Here is a 15,545-nt window from a genome sequence, read left to right as displayed (position 1 = left end):
ATTAATGTCAATATAATCAGCTAGAGTTTTTCTATTTGCTTTTCCATTTTTTGCCTCATCTGAGAAATTTCATTCTTTATACTGTTAACATCCTTATTGAAGTCTTGAATATTATTAATTAACATTTGTAATCCTTGTTTATTTGTTTCTGTCTGCTGAATAATTCCTTTAATAATCATGGCACTGACATTTTTATATTCAGTATTAAAATTTTCATTATTATTTTGAATAACATCGATAAAATCTGATTTAGACATATCAAATTTCACACCTAACTGATTAGCATATCCTTCAAAATTGACCATGACAGCCTTAACTTGTTGATTGTTAGAACCAATTTGTTGAGATAAGTTTAAAATCAAGCGATCGCCTAAAGCCTCGATTGCCAAATTAACTTGCTCTGTATAGCTTTGAACAACTTCTAGCAACTGCGTCAAATTATCAGCTTTGTTTGCAATTCTTTGCTCTAACTTATCAAGTTTGTTAATGGCTTTTGAAAAACTAGTAGCTCCTTGTTTGAGTTGAGGAATAATCTCACCAAGGGAGTTTTGATTATTTTGATGTAACTCTAAAACTTGAATTGAAGTTTGATTAGAATTTTTCATATCTACTGCCAAATTAGTTAACTCTTGACTACAACCCTGAACTTCTATCAATGCTGTTTCAATCAATTGGGTTGTCTGACCCAAACTCGCAGCAGATTGTGAAAATCTTTCTTGCATAGTAGTCAAATTGACTGTAGCTGCTGATAACTTCTCAGGAAACTGACTATTAGCAAATATTTCAGCAGACTGTTTAAATATATGAGATTTTGCATTCAGTTCAGTAATCGTATGTTCAAATTCATTAGCAGCACCAGATATAGTACCAGCAGCTTGATAAAAGCCCTCATAAACTTGCTTGGCTAAATCAGCAGCTTCTTTATTACCGTCGGCAATTTGTTTTGCCACACTTCCTATAGATTTCTCCACTGCATCCCGCACAGTATCACCAAAGCGAGTTAAAAACTCATCTTGCTGGGATACCATTTTCTTCACGATTTTATCGAGGCGAGTATCACCTTGTATTTGGGGATGATAAATATTATCTAGGTAATCTTCAAGAGTACAAATAAGTCTGTATTTGGCAAAAGTAGTATTTTTAAACCAGTTAAATATTGTTAAGAAAGTACTAAAGAAAAGTCCGGTTAAACTGGTAGTGAAGGCAATACTCATCCCTTCTAGCGGTTTCTTTAATTCAGCGACTAAACTGCTAACATTGCTGCTATTGGTTTGATTGATTGTTTGACTGAGTGCGGCTAAATTAAGCGTAATACCAAAAAAAGTACCAAGTAAACCAAAGGCTAAGAGTAAATTAGGAAGAATCCGACAAAAGTAATCGATTTGTTCACAAGTAAATCCCCACACTTTTTCTTGGCTATAAACTTGGTCGATTAACGCTGCTGTATTAACCTGATCTAAGTTTCTACTAGCGTCTCTAAACCTTCGTTCTAATTCTTCTATTATTTTTGGTTGTTGTCCAGGTGATTGTCTACTAATTAACCTTCGTACCTTTTCTTCTAACGATAATAGATGTTGATACAGAGCCAAGCGGAGAAAAATCGTAGCTAGAGATGGTAGAAAGACGAGTACAAGAGTAATAAATATTAAATAACCTGGTACTAGTGGCATCAAAAACACCTTGAGAGTAGGAAAAGGTTGCTAAAAAATGTGGATATTATCTAACCGGAATAAGATACTAAAGGGGGTATTTAGCAAAGATTTTTTGTTTCTCGCGATCGTACTCTTCTTCAGTAATCAATTCGTCAGCTAAGTCTTGTTTTAGTCGATCCAATTCTAAGCGTCGTTTTGCTCGATTATCAGTAGAATCTACAGGATAATCAACAACTATTTCACCTACAATAGCTTTTTGCTTCCCTAGATTTGTGCTGAGAGTTGGGGAAATTTTAAATCGCTCATTCATCTTTCTGCGGAAGCGATTGATAATTCCCTCTTTAGCTATAGGATCTGTACTTGTAGGAGTTCCAACTACTGCTGCTTTGTAGGGATAATTGGCACTATCTTCTGGTAAATCATCGACTTCTCTGACAAATTGCCGGACTTTAAGTAGATAGTTATTGTCCCAAAGTTCAGGTTGTCCTTCTATGACAGCAATTTCATCATTCAAAAGCTGTTGTAAAGCTTCAGTCATGTCCTTACGATTAGCAAGTTCCTCCAAAGCTTGACTCCACTCTGTATTTAAAGAAGCAGTAGTATAACTATCACGCAATGGATCATGATATTGAAATTCCAACTGTTGATTATCCTGATTTTTTTCTAATAAACCCAATGCTAGGCAAGGATAAAAAACATCCTCCAATTCTTCCATTTTTCTAGCATCAGGCGGAATAATGTCAGGAAATGAAGCGTTATAGTCGTTATGAAGAAAAGATGTTGGAGAATGTTGTTCACGCAGGTAGGGGTTTCTCATTCTTGCTAGACTACTAATTAGTCTGAGAGGAAAACCAGCATACTCATTTACAATTAAAATTTCGTCTTCAGCTTGTGTTGCTTTTAAGACACTTACTTCTACTCCTATATCCTGTGTCAGCAAAGTTTTAAACTGTCGTACTTCTAATTCATCTGTATCTTTAAAACCGACTAACTTACTACTTTTAGCAGGGTCTTCACGGAAATAGGGGTCAGTTAAATTTAAACGCAAGAGAGGTTCAGCTTCCTGCATAACTTGTGCTAAACGAGTTGAACGTACCGCTAGAGAGTAGTTTTGCATAAAACGCTTAATCACAGAGTTGACAATATTAATACTCCGAGAAGCAAATAATTTATCAACTTTCAGGTCAATTTCTTTTTGCAACTGTTCTGAAGTAGTGCGTTCTCTGTCTATAAAACTTACCAAAGATTGTCCTCTACCAGTTTGTTCTGTAATTGTCGAACTTACTAGCACAAACTGGCGACGTAAATCATCTTCTGGCAAAATATTTTGATAACAGCGATCAATATCCTCACTATCAAATATTGCTTCTCCGCTCATTTCATCAAAATTCAATTGTCTTAAGTCCCTATCTTGCTTTTCATAGAAACTTTGTAAATCTTCTACTAAGCTACTAAAGGCAGCAACTTGAGTTGTTCTTTCTTGAACGTGCTTTTGCAGATTATTAACAATTTTTAGCGACTCTTGAACGACAGTGACATCAAAGTTATGCTGAATAATTTTGCAGACTTCCTGTACTGATTTTTTGGCTTCATCTTGAAATTGACTATTTTTATTATTGAGGAGGGGAATACCAGCTTTATGTTCAATATCCTCGATTGTTTGTTCAGTGTCTCGCCATTTTCTTTCCAAATCTTCCAAGATTTTCATTCCACCGTTATCAGTGATTTTTTCTTGCAAGTTTAGTTGATAGTTATGCAATTCATGTTGCAAAGCATCTAGCCAATCACGGACACTTTTAATCGAAAAAGTAGAATCTGTTGGCGTGAGTAACTGACTCAGATAATCATCAATATTAGTCTTTAGTTCCTTGGTAGTATTTGGAGAAATTTGTAGCAGTCTTGTCAGCCAAATACCTCTAGTGCTTTCAGTTTCACCAGGCTGAACTTTACGAAATTGCTCTCTAAATTCCCTTGGCAACTGTCCGCGAATATCATTGCGATTATCGCGTTTTTGACACTCGGAAATTTGCCGATCTAATTTATTTCTCCAAATACTAATAGTATTGCGAAAGCTCTTATTATTTTCTTGAACTGATTCTGCTAGCTTAGTAGTGAAATTATCTTTATTTTCTGGGTCGTTGTGCCAATGATATTGAATGAGGAATTGCTCAATTAATTTTAGGGGATCTGGACTTTGACCTTTGCCGTTTAGCCAAAATTTCACTAGCTCTAAACTAACGCGGTTTAAGGCTATTTGGACAATAGTATCGCGGGGAAAATAGATAGCCGCCAATCCAAATGTTAAATAACGCTGGCTATTGGGGCGCGGGTGCTTATCACATTGGATCATGTGTTGCAGAAAGTTGTCCCTACTGCCTTTGATTGCTGGTGCTAATTCACTGGAAAAATCCAAAGCAATCTTATGAGCAATCACATTACATAGCTTACCTTGAACAAGAATTGAATATTCCCCTCCTGTTTGACTTGATACTAAATAGGTATAGTCAAATGGTGGACGCTGTTCTTGGATAAAAACTAAATTTTGGAGGTCATAAAATGCTTCAAATTTCGTGCCTGGTGTGCTGTAATAGTTTAATTCTTTGAGAGCAGCGTAAGTATTTGCGCTCATACTAGGAGCATTGCCATACAATTCTGGACTAATCACTAAATAGCCAAAAATTTTGGCGCTTTGGTCGCCATAAAGCTGTCTGAGACTATAAGCAATATCCAAAAACATCCCGCTACCAGTCCCGCCACAAAGAGAACCAACAACAAAAATGCTCAGTCCTGGTTCGACTCTTAAACCTGCTTTCAGCAATAAAGAATCATGTCCTCTTGTGCGCCTTTCTGCGCTTTCAATTGCTGTTTTAATCTTTTGGTAATTGTGGAAAAAAGCTAGCCTACCTACAGGTCTAATGCCTTTTGCACCTTCTTCAACTGCTTTAATATTTCGCAGTAGTTGTGGTGGAAACCATCTGGCAATATGGTCGTATGGGCCATGACGAGTATATTCTGACCGCCGCTCCAATCCTTCGACAAACATGGTAACTTCGTTGGAGGACATTGTAGCGCTGACTTTTTCTGCCTCTTTAAAGCTGAGGTCAACGCCATGATAGGTACTTCCTGTCCGAATACCAGTGACTTGTGTTGCAGCTTTATCTGTATCAATGTGAACAAAACTCACAATTGGGAGGTTGCTTAAATCCCCATAACGGTCAACAATTAACCGCCGAATTCGCATTAAAACATCGCGCCCAGTACCGCCTAAACCTATACAAATTGTCCGGTTTATTCCCCGATATTGAAGTTCATTTGTAGTTGTTTGACTCATTCTATGCACCCTAGAGATACTACTTTTTTAGTTTAATAATGATCTCGTAGTCGCGGTTGCGAAAATCTGGACAATTCAGCCGAAACCTAGATTTATCTATGAGAGTACGTGACGTAATTTCTTTACCATTATAATAAATTGGGGTCAAATTAGTTGGTACTAAATAAAGCTTCTCACCTTTGCGCTCTAAATATGCCCTAACTTCTACACCTGGACAGTCAATAGAATCTACAGAAGTAGAGTCATATTCACCAATTGCAATGCGTTTATTGTTTGGTAAAGTGCATTTTTGATCTTCTGGTTTTGCTGTTACTTCAAAATCAACTATCAACTCCCATTTTTTTTGCAGACGATATAATTTTACTCCACCTAAAATTACCCCTACTAATAGTAATATTACAACTAATCCAGGTATCCACAGTTTTTTAATTAAATAAGGTGTGACTAAACAAGTTTCTTGATTCCCTGGGGCTGGGGTGCAAAATTCTTGAACTGTAGGAGCAATATCGACTACAGTGAGTTTGTATTGTTGATTATTCTGCGTTTTTATTGATAGCGATCGCTTCTGAATTGGCAAATCTTTAATCCAAGCTTGTCGCTGTTGACTTTCTGGAGATTCCGCTATCCGAAAAGGGCTATTAGCAGGCGTTTCTATCCAAATTTGGGAAGGAATTCCTGGTTGGGTAAATAGGGGCGCATCTGTAACCCAAACTACTGATTGTGGTTTTATATATTGGCTTTCTTGCAGGCGATTCTGATTAATCTGAGCCAGACCTTGATAAATAGTGAATTCAGCTTGCTGAATATCTGTACCGTAGTATTTTGGGTCTGGTGAAGGTATTTTTGCTAAAATTTTGTCAATATTTTCTTGATTATTACTAATAAAGTAGATGGGTGTTCCCAACGGATTTACACCCAATTTAACTTCACTTAAAACTACATCTTGAGCAAAAGGAATAATGTATACAGTGTCCCCAGGCTTCAGGCTATCTTGAATGATTTGACGTAAGCGGATACGACCTTCATCATTTAATCCCACGCTTTCTGTCAAATCAATCGCCAAAACAACATCTCGTCCGCCACCCAAAACAGCAACTAAATCTAAGCCAACTTTTTGTGTGGAAGTAAGTGTTTGTCCAGGAGTAATTTTAGTTATAGTCACAAATAATATAGTTTAATTAAATAATGTATGAGATTTGTTGCATAGATATCTAATGATATGTAATTAGCGCTTTCATACCCATATAAAAATGGCAATATAGCGCTTCTGGGTTGAGTTTAATACAGACCTAACCCCCAACCCCTTGCCTGCTAGCGTTGGGGAGTAAAGCTCAAAGCCTTTCTCCTTTTAGGAGAGAGGTCAGAGTGTATTGCATACAAACGAGAAGCGCTATAGAAAAGACTTCATTTATATACTTACGCATAGGCAAATTCCAAGCCTCGTTTCTTGCATTACTTAGGCAGACAGAGTTCAGTAGACATTGACTTTTATCTGAAATCTATTATCACATATTGTATACATTATGACTGTTGGCTCAAAATTTTCAGTCTTGTACAAAATACTGTTTAAGACAATTGGAAAAAATCGACCTTATTGACAATACAATAAGGTCGATTTAATCAAGCAGATTGATTCATGGAGTTAATCTAAAATCCAAAATCCAAAATCCAAAATGTGTATCTCCCCTAACTTAGGAGTTCTCCTGTTTCTTGTAGGGAGTGCAAGCGGCGGTAAATACCTTCGTGACGCAAGAGTTCATCGTGGCTACCTACTTCTACAATCTTTCCTTGCTCCAAAACTACAATTTTATCAGCTTCTCGCACTGTGCTTAAACGGTGGGCAATCACAATGGTCGTGCAAGTACCCTGAATCGATCGCATGGCTAGCTGAATTGAACGCTCAGATTCATAATCTAAACTAGAGGTGGCTTCGTCAAAAATCAGCACGTCTGGTTCCACTAGCAACGCCCTCGCAATTCCCAAGCGCTGTCTTTGTCCTCCAGATAGCCTGACACCTCGTTCTCCCACAACGGTGTAATAACCTTGGGGTAAGTGCTGCACTACTTCATCGACTCTGGCAATTCTACAGGCTTCCTTGACTTGCTCCAAAGTCGCATTCGTTCTACCATAGGTGAGGTTGTCCAATATAGTACCGTTGAAAACGTCTACTTCTTGGTGAACGATCGCTAGCCTTCGTCTATATTTACCCACATTCAAAGTGCGAATATCTTGACCATCAATCAGAATTTGACCTGCTTGAGGTTCAAAATATCGCAATAGCAATTTCACTAAAGTAGACTTACCAGAACCGGAACGCCCCACTAATGCCACTGTTTGGTATGGCTCAATCAACAAGTTGATATCTTGTAAAACTTGACGGTTGGCATCATATCCAAAACTAACGTGCGATAACTCAACTTTTCCAGTAAATTTATAAGGTGATTCTGTCTGGTTGCTCTCTTCTAAAAGACTAGCTGAATCAGGTGCAGTTGGCTCTTGGAGAAATTCGTGAAACCGCAACATTGAAGAATAACGACGGGCAAAAAGTTCTGCCAAATTGCTAATAGGTTCTAATTCGGCATAAGCCATGCTAGAAAGCGTTAAGGTCATGACAAAATGACCGAGAGAAATTCTACCGTTTACTGTTGCTGCTAGAGTCAAACCCAGGATGGTAAATACGCAGAACTGAATGACAGTTCTTTGCCAAGTAGCCAGTTTCGTATAACCTTTGTGGACACGATACTCAACCACCATTAGTTCACGATCCAAACGTTGCTTTTGCCGTTTTAGTTCATTAGCTTCTGTAGCAAATGCCTTCACCGTTTTGATGTTGGTAATCAGTTCTGAATTGCGGCTTTCTGTATCCTCTCCATATTTATCCAGAATAGTTTCGTGCCAAATTAGCTGCTTTAAATCCTTCAAGGTAAAGCTAAGAATAACCGTAAAGGAAATCAGATATAAAATCGCAATTCGCCACTCAATCACTAAGATAAATACGAAAATTCCCAGCACACGAACTAGTTTAGGAATCAATTGTCCTGCGATCTCAGGGTATGTAAAAGTGTGGTTAGAAATACCTCTAGCTATTCTTCCCGCAATACGTCCAGGGTTATTTTCATCATAAAATTCTAGTGGGAGAGTGAGAATTTTTTCGATGGCTGTTTGGGCTTTCTGCCGACGCAACCTTAAGGTTATATCCCAATGAAACCAATGGGTTAGCCAAGGTTGTGTTGGCGCTCTCAGTACAGTGACAACGAAAACTAAACCCAGTAATATACTTAAAGATAGAGTTTTAGTGACTGGGTAATTGGTGATATCAGAAAAAGTTGCGATCGCACTTTGAAGTGGTTTATCCAATGGTTGAGCAGACAAAATGTTTAAAATCTGCCCGATTGCATAAGGGACAACCAAATCAATAATTTCGTAAACGCCGGATGCTGCAATACTAAAAACACTTAGTTTCCAGTCAGAGCGAAAGTAATTGACAATATCTTGAAATTTGGCCATGATGCACACCGTCCAAGAGCGCGATCGTAAACTTGGAATTTATATACTACAGACGTATTACAAAGTAGTCAAGAGCTAGATGACAAATCACCCTTTAGGAGTAGTTGGCAGTTCTTGAGGGAAAAATTCAAGGCGATAGCGGTAGAGGGCAACTGGTCGAGAACCCGCTTTAAAGTAATCTGGATCTTGGGGTGAAAGATAAACAGCAGTAACTTGATCTGCTTCAATCACTGGATTAGATGTTGAAAGTTTATGATAAGCCGTAGTGGATTCTACAGAGTTTAAATAGGGGCGTGAACCGCCTTTAAATAGTTGTTGAAACACTTCTGTGGTGATGAATTTGCCATCAAGGGTAGTTTCTGTGGCTCGTGCAGTCACAATGGAAACTAGTTGTCGACTGCTACGCAAGAATGTAATTTGACGATTAGGTGAATCTGGATCTACTTTGACTAATAACACTGCTTTATCCCCTAAATAAGCCCTTGCCAAATTCAAGCTATTAAACGCTCTATCTGCTACTAAAATTGGGGATTTGTAATCTATCTGGGGAAATATTTTTAGTCCAGGAATAGATGGTTGTTCTTTTACAAATCTTACTACAAAACTCACAGGCTGATTTAATTGTCGCCGATTACCTTCAAACCCTGGTGTTACAATCTCTGGTGCTAAAGGCGCAGCTAAATCTACTAAAGTACTTGTAACTTTCCAAGTACCAGCCATCCATTCAGGGTAAACTAAATCTCCCGAAGCCGGTTGCACTGAAGTTAATTTTTCCCACTGGGGAAAGTTGGTTAACCGTTCAGATAACTCTCCGGCAAGAGCTTCACCACCCCACAGAAAGAATAAAAGCAGCAGGAAAAAACTCCAAATTCCCTTCATTACAAGCATTAGTAGTTTTGTATTTAACGTTTATTATTTTTCGATTAAAAATTAATTATTTTTGTGTTAAAAATTAAAATTTTATAGTAGATTAATTAACCTTACAATCCCAAATTTATCGTGACAGCATGACATTAGCATTAGGCATGATTGAAGTTTATGGCGTTCCGACAGCAGTGGAAGTGGGAGATGCGATGTGTAAAGCTGCCCGTGTAACCCTTGTTGGTTATGAAAATACTGATTTGGGACGAATTACCGTGTTAATTCGAGGGGCTATTGGCGAGGTAAATGTGGCGGTGACAGCAGGACTAAAGGCGGTGCTGCGAGTTAACGGTGGCGAGGTGCTTTCTGAGCATATTATTCCCCGCCCACACGAAAATTTAGAATATGTTTTACCAATTCATCGCAGTGTTAATGTAGAGGATTTCAGTGCAGATATCAGATTTCCTCCACCCCTATCAGTTTAGCTGTATTAAATTTCTGCTGGTAATGGTTCCCAAATTTCCCCATACTTCTCTTTTAGAGTTTCCCAAGCTTCCACCTGTCCTGGTTCATATTCTCCCGGTTTACCCCATTGCAAAAAGAGGCTTAAAGCAGATTCTTGTTTCTCATCTAAAAAGCGAATTGCATAAGTAGTAAAGTTACCTCTTTTTGCCTCACCAGTTTCAAATTTCACTCGAATAATTTTATCCATATTCAAGTGAAACTCAAAGCCTTCGGTGTGCATATTTGCATATTTACCTTTGGGCAATTCTGCATAAAATAGCTTTTCAATTTTGCCCCGTGCTTCTAATACAGCAGCGCTGCTAGTAACAATTAAACGCAAAGTTCCCAAAGTCTCACAAGCTGCTAAAAATTCTTTCAAAGTAGTACTCATAAATTATTATACTTTCTGAGTTTTTTACTAATGACCAATGACCCATGCCCAATCCCTACTTTTCATATTGTTCATAAGCAGCCACAATACGCTGAACTAAAGGGTGGCGCACGACATCTTTTTGAGAAAATTCACAAAAGGCAATGCCTTCAACGTGTTTTAAAATTTGTAAAGCCACCCCTAAACCCGATTGTTGATGAAGTGGTAAATCAGTTTGTGTCATATCGCCTGTAATCACCATCCGCGAACGGAAACCCAGACGAGTCAAAACCATTTTCATCTGAGCGGGTGTAGTATTTTGGGCTTCATCGACAATTATAAAGGCGTTATTAAGGGTACGTCCGCGCATATAGGCGAGTGGTGCAACCTCAATCACACCGCGTTCCATTAAACTGGGTACTTTTTCTGGGTCGATGAATTCATAAATAGCATCGTAAAGTGGGCGAAGATAGGGATTAACTTTCTGCTGTAAGTCTCCAGGCAAAAAACCGAGTTTTTCACCAGCTTCGACGGCAGGGCGAGTTAAAATTAGCTTTTCAACTTGGTTAGCAAGGAGTGCTTGCACCGCGACAACAACAGCAAGATAAGTCTTGCCGGTACCAGCAGGGCCAACGCCGAAGGTGAGATCGCGTTTACGGAGTGCGTCGATATATTGACGCTGGCGAAAGGTTTTAGCACGGACTTCTTCACCCCGACGACTTTTGGCGAGGACATCTCGCTGTAAATCTTGCAGTTCTCCTTGGCGATCGCTATCTATGGCTTGACGGGCTGTTAAAATATCGGCACTGGAAATAGTATTGCCTTTAATCCAGAGGTTTTCAAGCGATCGCACTAATCGAGAAGCCAGATCAATTTGCCCTTCAGTACCAGAAATCACTAATTCCTGTCCGCGTAACACTAAAGTGGCTCCTGTTTGCCGAGATAGGATTTTGAGATTTTCTTCTCTATCTCCGGCTAGAGCGATCGCACTGGGAATATTCGGCAGCTGAATTGTTAAAGCACCTGCCATAGGATTTTTTAATTGGTGAGGATCTGTTTTTGACAAAGGTTAATATTTTCTCGCTAACGGCAAAATTATGCTTTTATTACTTAACATTTTGTTTGAAAAATTTTTTCACCAAATTAATCGGTTGTACGACCCTACAATCTAGCAGTATGCTACTGGTGAATCAATTTGGATTTTGGATTTTGAATTAATCCAAAATCCAAAATTTAAAATCTAAAATTCAGTGAAGAGTTCAAAAAAAGATCCAAAAATCTTTTTGCTACTTTCCATCTTTGCAAAAATTCTGAGCGGTTGTTGTTAACTCCGCTCAGATTTACTATCTAGTTTCAACCTAGCGGAGGCGCGGTTTAACAATGGGTTTAGGCCCATCATTTGCACGCGGTTCTCTCTTAGTCGGCGGTGGCGATCGCTCTTCTGTGTCTTCATCAAAAGACATACCCTCGCGGCCCGGAGTGGTGCTGCCATAGATATCCAGGTATGTTGATTGCCCAGCTGCGGCTGCGGCTGCGGCAATTACTGTACGAATCGCCTGAATATTGCGTCCCCCTCGACCAAACACTTTCCCTTTATCTGTGCTTTCAAAGGCGATGCGAACCCAAACCCGTTTGAGGGCCTGAGAAATTTCGCAATCGACGCTTAAAGTCTCTGGAGATTCCAAAAACGGCTGCACCAAAAAGCGAACCAGCTCAACATAGTTTGGGCTAGCTGTTGGGAGTTTTGTTCCGAAATTATGATGCGGCTGTTGCACTGACCTGTTCAAAAACATTAGCTTTTACTAGAATGCGACGTACCGTGTCAGTGGGTTGAGCGCCTTGTTGTAGTCGCTTGACGATACCGGGAACGTCTAGTCGCACTTCATCAGTTCTGGGGTTATAAAAACCCAATTCTTCTAAGGGACGGCCATCGCGGCGAGCGAGGTTGTTAATGGCGACAATGCGGTAACTTGCTTCCCGCTTTTTACCGAATCGCTTCAGGCGCAGTTTGATCATGGTTGAAGAATCATTCTCCTATTGTTTTAGATAAAGGAAGTAACCTAAATCTGGCTGTTGCCGAGAAATAGAGGGTCAGTTTCCTCTGCTGATAAATTCTGAGGTCGAAATGCTAATTTTAGCACTGCCTAGCATTTGCTGCTATTAGTCCTTTGTCCTTTGTTATTGGTTAATGACCAATGACTAATGACTCTTGACTAAAGATTGCCGAAGCCTTTTTTCTTTTTATCTTTGGGTTTTTTCTTTTTCGTGGCTGAGGCACCATCATAACCCCGCCATCCGGGGGCAGGAGGACGATTCCCAGCGCCCGCAAAGGCGTTACCCATACCGCCACCACCGAACATTCCCGGCATTCCAGGAAAGCCACCTTGACCCATTTGCTGCATGAGCGATCGCATTTTTTGGAAATCACCCACCAGTTTAGTCACATCTGACTCTCTATAGCCTGAGCCAGCAGCAATCCGCCGCCGCCGACTGGGAGAACTGGCTAATAAATCGGGGTCATGGCGTTCTTGGCGAGTCATGGAGTTAATCATCGCCTCACAGCGCTTTAACTGGGTTTCTCCTTGCTTGAGTTGATCGTCTGAAAGCTTGTTCATCCCTGGGATCATCTTGATCAAGCCTCCCAGAGAACCCATGTTCTTTAGCATTCGCAACTGCTTGAGAAAGTCAGTAAAGTCAAACTTTGCTGACAAAATTTTCTCCTGCATTTTCTCAGCGTCGGCTAAGTCAAACTCTTCTTGGGCTTTTTCTACCAGGGTTAGCACATCGCCCATACCCAAAATCCGCGATGCCATGCGATCGGGATAAAACGGTTGCAGTGCCTCGACTTTTTCACCCACGCCCACAAATTTAATCGGCGCTCCCGAAATCTTCCGCACAGAAAGCGCTGCACCGCCACGGCTATCACCATCTAATTTGGTGAGAATCGCCCCAGTAATGCCAATCTGATCGTGGAAGGTGCGGGTAAGATTAGCGGCTTCTTGACCAGTCATCGCATCCACCACCAACAGAGTTTCATGGGGTTGGACGGTTGCTTTGATGCGGGCTAATTCCGCCATCATATCTTCGTCAATTTGCAGACGACCAGCAGTATCAATAATTACTGTGTTTACACCTTCTGCCCTGGCGCGTTCTACACCTTGCCTTGCGATTTCTACGGGATCGGCATCGCTTCCTAGTTCAAATACTGGTACGTCAATTTGCTTACCCAAGGTTAGCAATTGATCGATCGCTGCTGGGCGATATACGTCTGTCGCCACCAACAAACAGCTACGATCTAATTTTCTCAGATGTAAGGCTAATTTAGCGGTAGCTGTGGTTTTACCAGTACCTTGCAACCCAGCCATCAGAATAATAGTAGGCTGTTCCTGGGCTTCTACGATGGGAACATTTTCTTCTCCCATTACCTGCACCAGTTCATCGTGAACAATTTTGATAAACTGTTGGTCAGGTCGCACGCCAGTAATTACCTCGGCTCCCTGGGCCTTGGCTTCGACTTCGCTAATAAAATCTTTGACTACCTGGAGGTTAACATCTGCTTCCAACAAGGCGCGGCGCACTTCGCGCAATGCATCTTGAATGTTGGATTGAGAAATTTTGTCCTGTCCCCGCAGTTTTTTCCAGGCGGATTCTAAACGGTCAGATAATGCATCAAACATAATGTAATTACAGGTAGTTCGCCAATGGAGAATTCTAAACCGCCGATGAATGCGATCGCGAATTTCCGCTAAAGTTTTAACGTGCTATCTACCAGCTTAGTATTTTTCACCCCGACTGTAGCAACTAGATACGAATTGGCGACTTTGATTTGAATCGTTGCTATTGCTGCGATCGCCATTTTCTGCCATTGATGAGATTTACCTACCTCGACTCTAGACAGTTTAGATATGTACAAGTTTGCCCCAGCTTGGGAGAAAGAGCAAATAGTCTTTGGTGCTGCGCGACCTGGATACACTGACAAGAACGTTCAAGATTGGGTAGAATTCATGAAGCGCCAAGATATTAAGCGTGTTTGCTGCCTTCTTGCTGAACAACAGCTAGCTTCTTACTCCGATCTTTTGGGCATATACAAACAAGAATTTGGTAATCAGCTAGTTTGCTCTGCACCAATTGCAGATTTTCATTTATCTGATTTAGAAAACCTCACCCAGAAAATACTTCCTTTCTTAATAGAAGCCGATAAACAAAATGAGAAAGTTGTTGTACATTGCGCTGGTGGAATTGGACGTACTGGACATGTGTTAGCGGCTTGGTTAGTTAGTGTCCGAGGATTATCAAATCAAGCTGCAATAGATGCTGTCAAAAGAACAGGTAGAAATCCTTATGAAGCTGCGATCGCTGCTGTATTTAGAGCTAGAAATCCCTTCAAGGTTGTCAAAGAACTTGATGTGCTTCTGAATGATTGCCGTCTAGCAGTACATCAAAGATTTTGAGTTTGCTATCTAAGATAAAAACAATAAATAGCTTTGATGTAGTCTTGAAGTATGCCAACAATTTTAAGAATTGGTGCCTACCGCTTCTACTTTTACAGCCATGAACCGAATGAGCCACCCCACATTCATATTGATCGGGATGACTCAACAGCTAAGTTTTGGCTTGAGCAGGTCAGTTTATCAAGTAGCATTGGCTTTAGCCCCAAAGAACTGCGAAAATTAGAAGAGTTGGTACAAGAAAATCAAGCAAAATTTTTGGAGGCTTGGGATGGGTATTTTGGCAGTTCGGGCGGATGAGAGAGTTAAAGATGTACGTTTTACTGAAGAGACTATCAGTGTTGACTTGATGGATGGGCGAACAATCACAGTTCCATTAGTTTGGTATCCCAGGCTGCTCAATACTACCCTTGAACAACGATTAAAATGGGAAACCTGCGGGGGTGGCTACGGCATTCATTGGGAAGAAATTGATGAAGACCTTAGCACAGAAGGAATGCTGCGTGGCGCACCTGCACCAAGAACCAAAGTGGTAAGTTAAACGATCGCTCTCAAAATTACCAGATGCGATCGCTTTGCTGGTATCGCTTAGGCTGTCACCATTTCCGGGACTGAATCAGGGGATGCTGGCTCAAAATGTAACACCATAATTTGCTCTGGGCGTAAACCGACAGATTCATAAGTGCGGCCATTGCGATCGCTAAATTCAACTTCAAATGCAGCGCCACCAGCTAATAATCCTACTACTGTGCCAACTTGACCACGGTACAGGTTGTATTCAGGCAGATCAACTGTCAGTGCTAATACATCCAGCAACTTTATTGTACTTTTAGTCATCTTGTATAACTTCCAGATATTACAGAGGATAGCAG

Annotated in this window: 16 protein-coding genes; 4 read left to right on the top strand and 12 right to left on the bottom strand. The window is 40.3% G+C overall.

Features of this window, described 5'->3' with window-relative positions; genetic code table 11:
- Window positions 1-20: 20 nt before the first annotated feature.
- The 5 genes from V7L07_RS11235 to V7L07_RS11215 all read right to left on the bottom strand — a co-directional run bounded on the left by V7L07_RS11235 (window position 21) and on the right by V7L07_RS11215 (window position 9,378).
- Window positions 21-1,670, bottom strand: coding sequence for a hypothetical protein (locus V7L07_RS11235; RefSeq protein WP_335057741.1), 1,650 nt, complete (start codon window positions 1,668-1,670; stop codon window positions 21-23).
- A gap of 67 nt (window positions 1,671-1,737) precedes the next feature.
- Window positions 1,738-4,983: a tubulin-like doman-containing protein gene (locus V7L07_RS11230; RefSeq protein ID WP_335057739.1), complete on the bottom strand. Its 3,246-nt coding sequence runs from the start codon at window positions 4,981-4,983 to the stop codon at window positions 1,738-1,740.
- A gap of 19 nt (window positions 4,984-5,002) precedes the next feature.
- Window positions 5,003-6,145: a VWA domain-containing protein gene (locus tag V7L07_RS11225; RefSeq protein WP_335057737.1), complete on the bottom strand. Its 1,143-nt coding sequence runs from the start codon at window positions 6,143-6,145 to the stop codon at window positions 5,003-5,005.
- Between the two features lie 524 nt (window positions 6,146-6,669).
- A complete protein-coding gene (locus V7L07_RS11220; protein ID WP_335057735.1) occupies window positions 6,670-8,490 on the bottom strand; it encodes an ABC transporter ATP-binding protein in 1,821 nt (606 codons plus the stop codon).
- An 87-nt stretch (window positions 8,491-8,577) separates the two neighbouring features.
- Window positions 8,578-9,378 carry a DUF6816 family protein gene (locus V7L07_RS11215; RefSeq protein ID WP_335057733.1) on the bottom strand — a complete coding sequence of 267 codons (801 nt, stop codon included), beginning with the start codon at window positions 9,376-9,378 and terminating at the stop codon, window positions 8,578-8,580.
- 119 nt (window positions 9,379-9,497) lie between these two features.
- On the opposite strand from V7L07_RS11215, the gene V7L07_RS11210 reads away from it, so the two are divergent.
- Window positions 9,498-9,836, top strand: a complete 339-nt coding sequence (locus tag V7L07_RS11210) for a carbon dioxide-concentrating mechanism protein CcmK (protein WP_335057731.1) — start codon at window positions 9,498-9,500, stop codon at window positions 9,834-9,836.
- Window positions 9,837-9,841: 5 nt separating this feature from the next.
- Here V7L07_RS11210 and V7L07_RS11205 read toward each other — a convergent pair whose 3' ends face one another.
- From V7L07_RS11205 to V7L07_RS11180, 6 genes are all read right to left on the bottom strand, one after another.
- Complete coding sequence (locus tag V7L07_RS11205) at window positions 9,842-10,246, bottom strand: ChuX/HutX family heme-like substrate-binding protein (RefSeq protein ID WP_335057729.1); 405 nt, start codon at window positions 10,244-10,246, stop codon at window positions 9,842-9,844.
- A 55-nt stretch (window positions 10,247-10,301) separates the two neighbouring features.
- A complete protein-coding gene (locus tag V7L07_RS11200; RefSeq protein ID WP_335057727.1) occupies window positions 10,302-11,255 on the bottom strand; it encodes a PhoH family protein in 954 nt (317 codons plus the stop codon).
- Window positions 11,256-11,583: 328 nt separating this feature from the next.
- Window positions 11,584-12,018 carry a KH domain-containing protein gene (locus tag V7L07_RS11195; RefSeq protein WP_335057725.1) on the bottom strand — a complete coding sequence of 145 codons (435 nt, stop codon included), beginning with the start codon at window positions 12,016-12,018 and terminating at the stop codon, window positions 11,584-11,586.
- Complete coding sequence (gene rpsP, locus V7L07_RS11190) at window positions 11,981-12,241, bottom strand: 30S ribosomal protein S16 (RefSeq protein ID WP_012409382.1); 261 nt, start codon at window positions 12,239-12,241, stop codon at window positions 11,981-11,983. Before rpsP ends, V7L07_RS11195 begins: the two co-directional genes overlap by 38 nt.
- Window positions 12,242-12,438: 197 nt before the next feature.
- On the bottom strand, window positions 12,439-13,902 hold the full coding sequence (gene ffh, locus V7L07_RS11185) for a signal recognition particle protein (RefSeq protein ID WP_335057723.1): 1,464 nt from the start codon (window positions 13,900-13,902) through the stop codon (window positions 12,439-12,441).
- Between the two features lie 68 nt (window positions 13,903-13,970).
- Complete coding sequence (locus V7L07_RS11180) at window positions 13,971-14,138, bottom strand: hypothetical protein (protein WP_335057721.1); 168 nt, start codon at window positions 14,136-14,138, stop codon at window positions 13,971-13,973.
- Here V7L07_RS11180 and V7L07_RS11175 point away from each other — a divergent pair.
- Genes V7L07_RS11175 through V7L07_RS11165 form a run of 3 tightly spaced genes read left to right on the top strand, consistent with a single transcriptional unit; the run spans window position 14,131 to window position 15,214 of the window.
- On the top strand, window positions 14,131-14,676 hold the full coding sequence (locus tag V7L07_RS11175) for a protein-tyrosine phosphatase family protein (RefSeq protein WP_335057719.1): 546 nt from the start codon (window positions 14,131-14,133) through the stop codon (window positions 14,674-14,676). The two genes, V7L07_RS11180 and V7L07_RS11175, sit on opposite strands and share 8 nt — an antisense overlap.
- Window positions 14,677-14,727: 51 nt before the next feature.
- On the top strand, window positions 14,728-14,973 hold the full coding sequence (locus tag V7L07_RS11170) for a DUF4160 domain-containing protein (RefSeq protein WP_335057717.1): 246 nt from the start codon (window positions 14,728-14,730) through the stop codon (window positions 14,971-14,973).
- Window positions 14,945-15,214 carry a DUF2442 domain-containing protein gene (locus V7L07_RS11165; RefSeq protein ID WP_335057715.1) on the top strand — a complete coding sequence of 90 codons (270 nt, stop codon included), beginning with the start codon at window positions 14,945-14,947 and terminating at the stop codon, window positions 15,212-15,214. The genes V7L07_RS11170 and V7L07_RS11165 overlap by 29 nt, the downstream gene beginning before the upstream one ends.
- A gap of 47 nt (window positions 15,215-15,261) precedes the next feature.
- Here the strand turns inward: V7L07_RS11165 and V7L07_RS11160 are convergent, their stop codons facing one another.
- Complete coding sequence (locus V7L07_RS11160; RefSeq protein WP_335057713.1) at window positions 15,262-15,510, bottom strand: DUF4926 domain-containing protein; 249 nt, start codon at window positions 15,508-15,510, stop codon at window positions 15,262-15,264.
- Between the last annotated feature and the right edge of the window lie 35 nt (window positions 15,511-15,545).

The sequence above is a fragment of the Nostoc sp. genome (assembly GCF_036916985.1).
Lineage (GTDB): Bacteria > Cyanobacteriota > Cyanobacteriia > Cyanobacteriales > Nostocaceae > Nostoc.
This window is presented reverse-complemented; position numbering and strand designations above follow the sequence as displayed.

What these genes read in the sequence shown, in the direction of transcription:
- V7L07_RS11175 (WP_335057719.1), top strand. Translation starts at nt 14,131, where the DNA reads ATGTACAAGTTTGCCCCAGCTTGGGAGAAAGAGCAAATAGTCTTTGGT.
- V7L07_RS11200 (WP_335057727.1), bottom strand. Translation starts at nt 11,255, where the DNA reads ATGGCAGGTGCTTTAACAATTCAGCTGCCGAATATTCCCAGTGCGATC.
- V7L07_RS11170 (WP_335057717.1), top strand. Translation starts at nt 14,728, where the DNA reads ATGCCAACAATTTTAAGAATTGGTGCCTACCGCTTCTACTTTTACAGC.
- V7L07_RS11215 (WP_335057733.1), bottom strand. Translation starts at nt 9,378, where the DNA reads ATGCTTGTAATGAAGGGAATTTGGAGTTTTTTCCTGCTGCTTTTATTC.
- rpsP (WP_012409382.1), bottom strand. Translation starts at nt 12,241, where the DNA reads ATGATCAAACTGCGCCTGAAGCGATTCGGTAAAAAGCGGGAAGCAAGT.
- ffh (WP_335057723.1), bottom strand. Translation starts at nt 13,902, where the DNA reads ATGTTTGATGCATTATCTGACCGTTTAGAATCCGCCTGGAAAAAACTG.
- V7L07_RS11165 (WP_335057715.1), top strand. Translation starts at nt 14,945, where the DNA reads ATGGGTATTTTGGCAGTTCGGGCGGATGAGAGAGTTAAAGATGTACGT.
- V7L07_RS11195 (WP_335057725.1), bottom strand. Translation starts at nt 12,018, where the DNA reads ATGTTTTTGAACAGGTCAGTGCAACAGCCGCATCATAATTTCGGAACA.
- V7L07_RS11210 (WP_335057731.1), top strand. Translation starts at nt 9,498, where the DNA reads ATGACATTAGCATTAGGCATGATTGAAGTTTATGGCGTTCCGACAGCA.
- V7L07_RS11220 (WP_335057735.1), bottom strand. Translation starts at nt 8,490, where the DNA reads ATGGCCAAATTTCAAGATATTGTCAATTACTTTCGCTCTGACTGGAAA.
- V7L07_RS11230 (WP_335057739.1), bottom strand. Translation starts at nt 4,983, where the DNA reads ATGAGTCAAACAACTACAAATGAACTTCAATATCGGGGAATAAACCGG.
- V7L07_RS11235 (WP_335057741.1), bottom strand. Translation starts at nt 1,670, where the DNA reads ATGCCACTAGTACCAGGTTATTTAATATTTATTACTCTTGTACTCGTC.
- V7L07_RS11205 (WP_335057729.1), bottom strand. Translation starts at nt 10,246, where the DNA reads ATGAGTACTACTTTGAAAGAATTTTTAGCAGCTTGTGAGACTTTGGGA.
- V7L07_RS11160 (WP_335057713.1), bottom strand. Translation starts at nt 15,510, where the DNA reads ATGACTAAAAGTACAATAAAGTTGCTGGATGTATTAGCACTGACAGTT.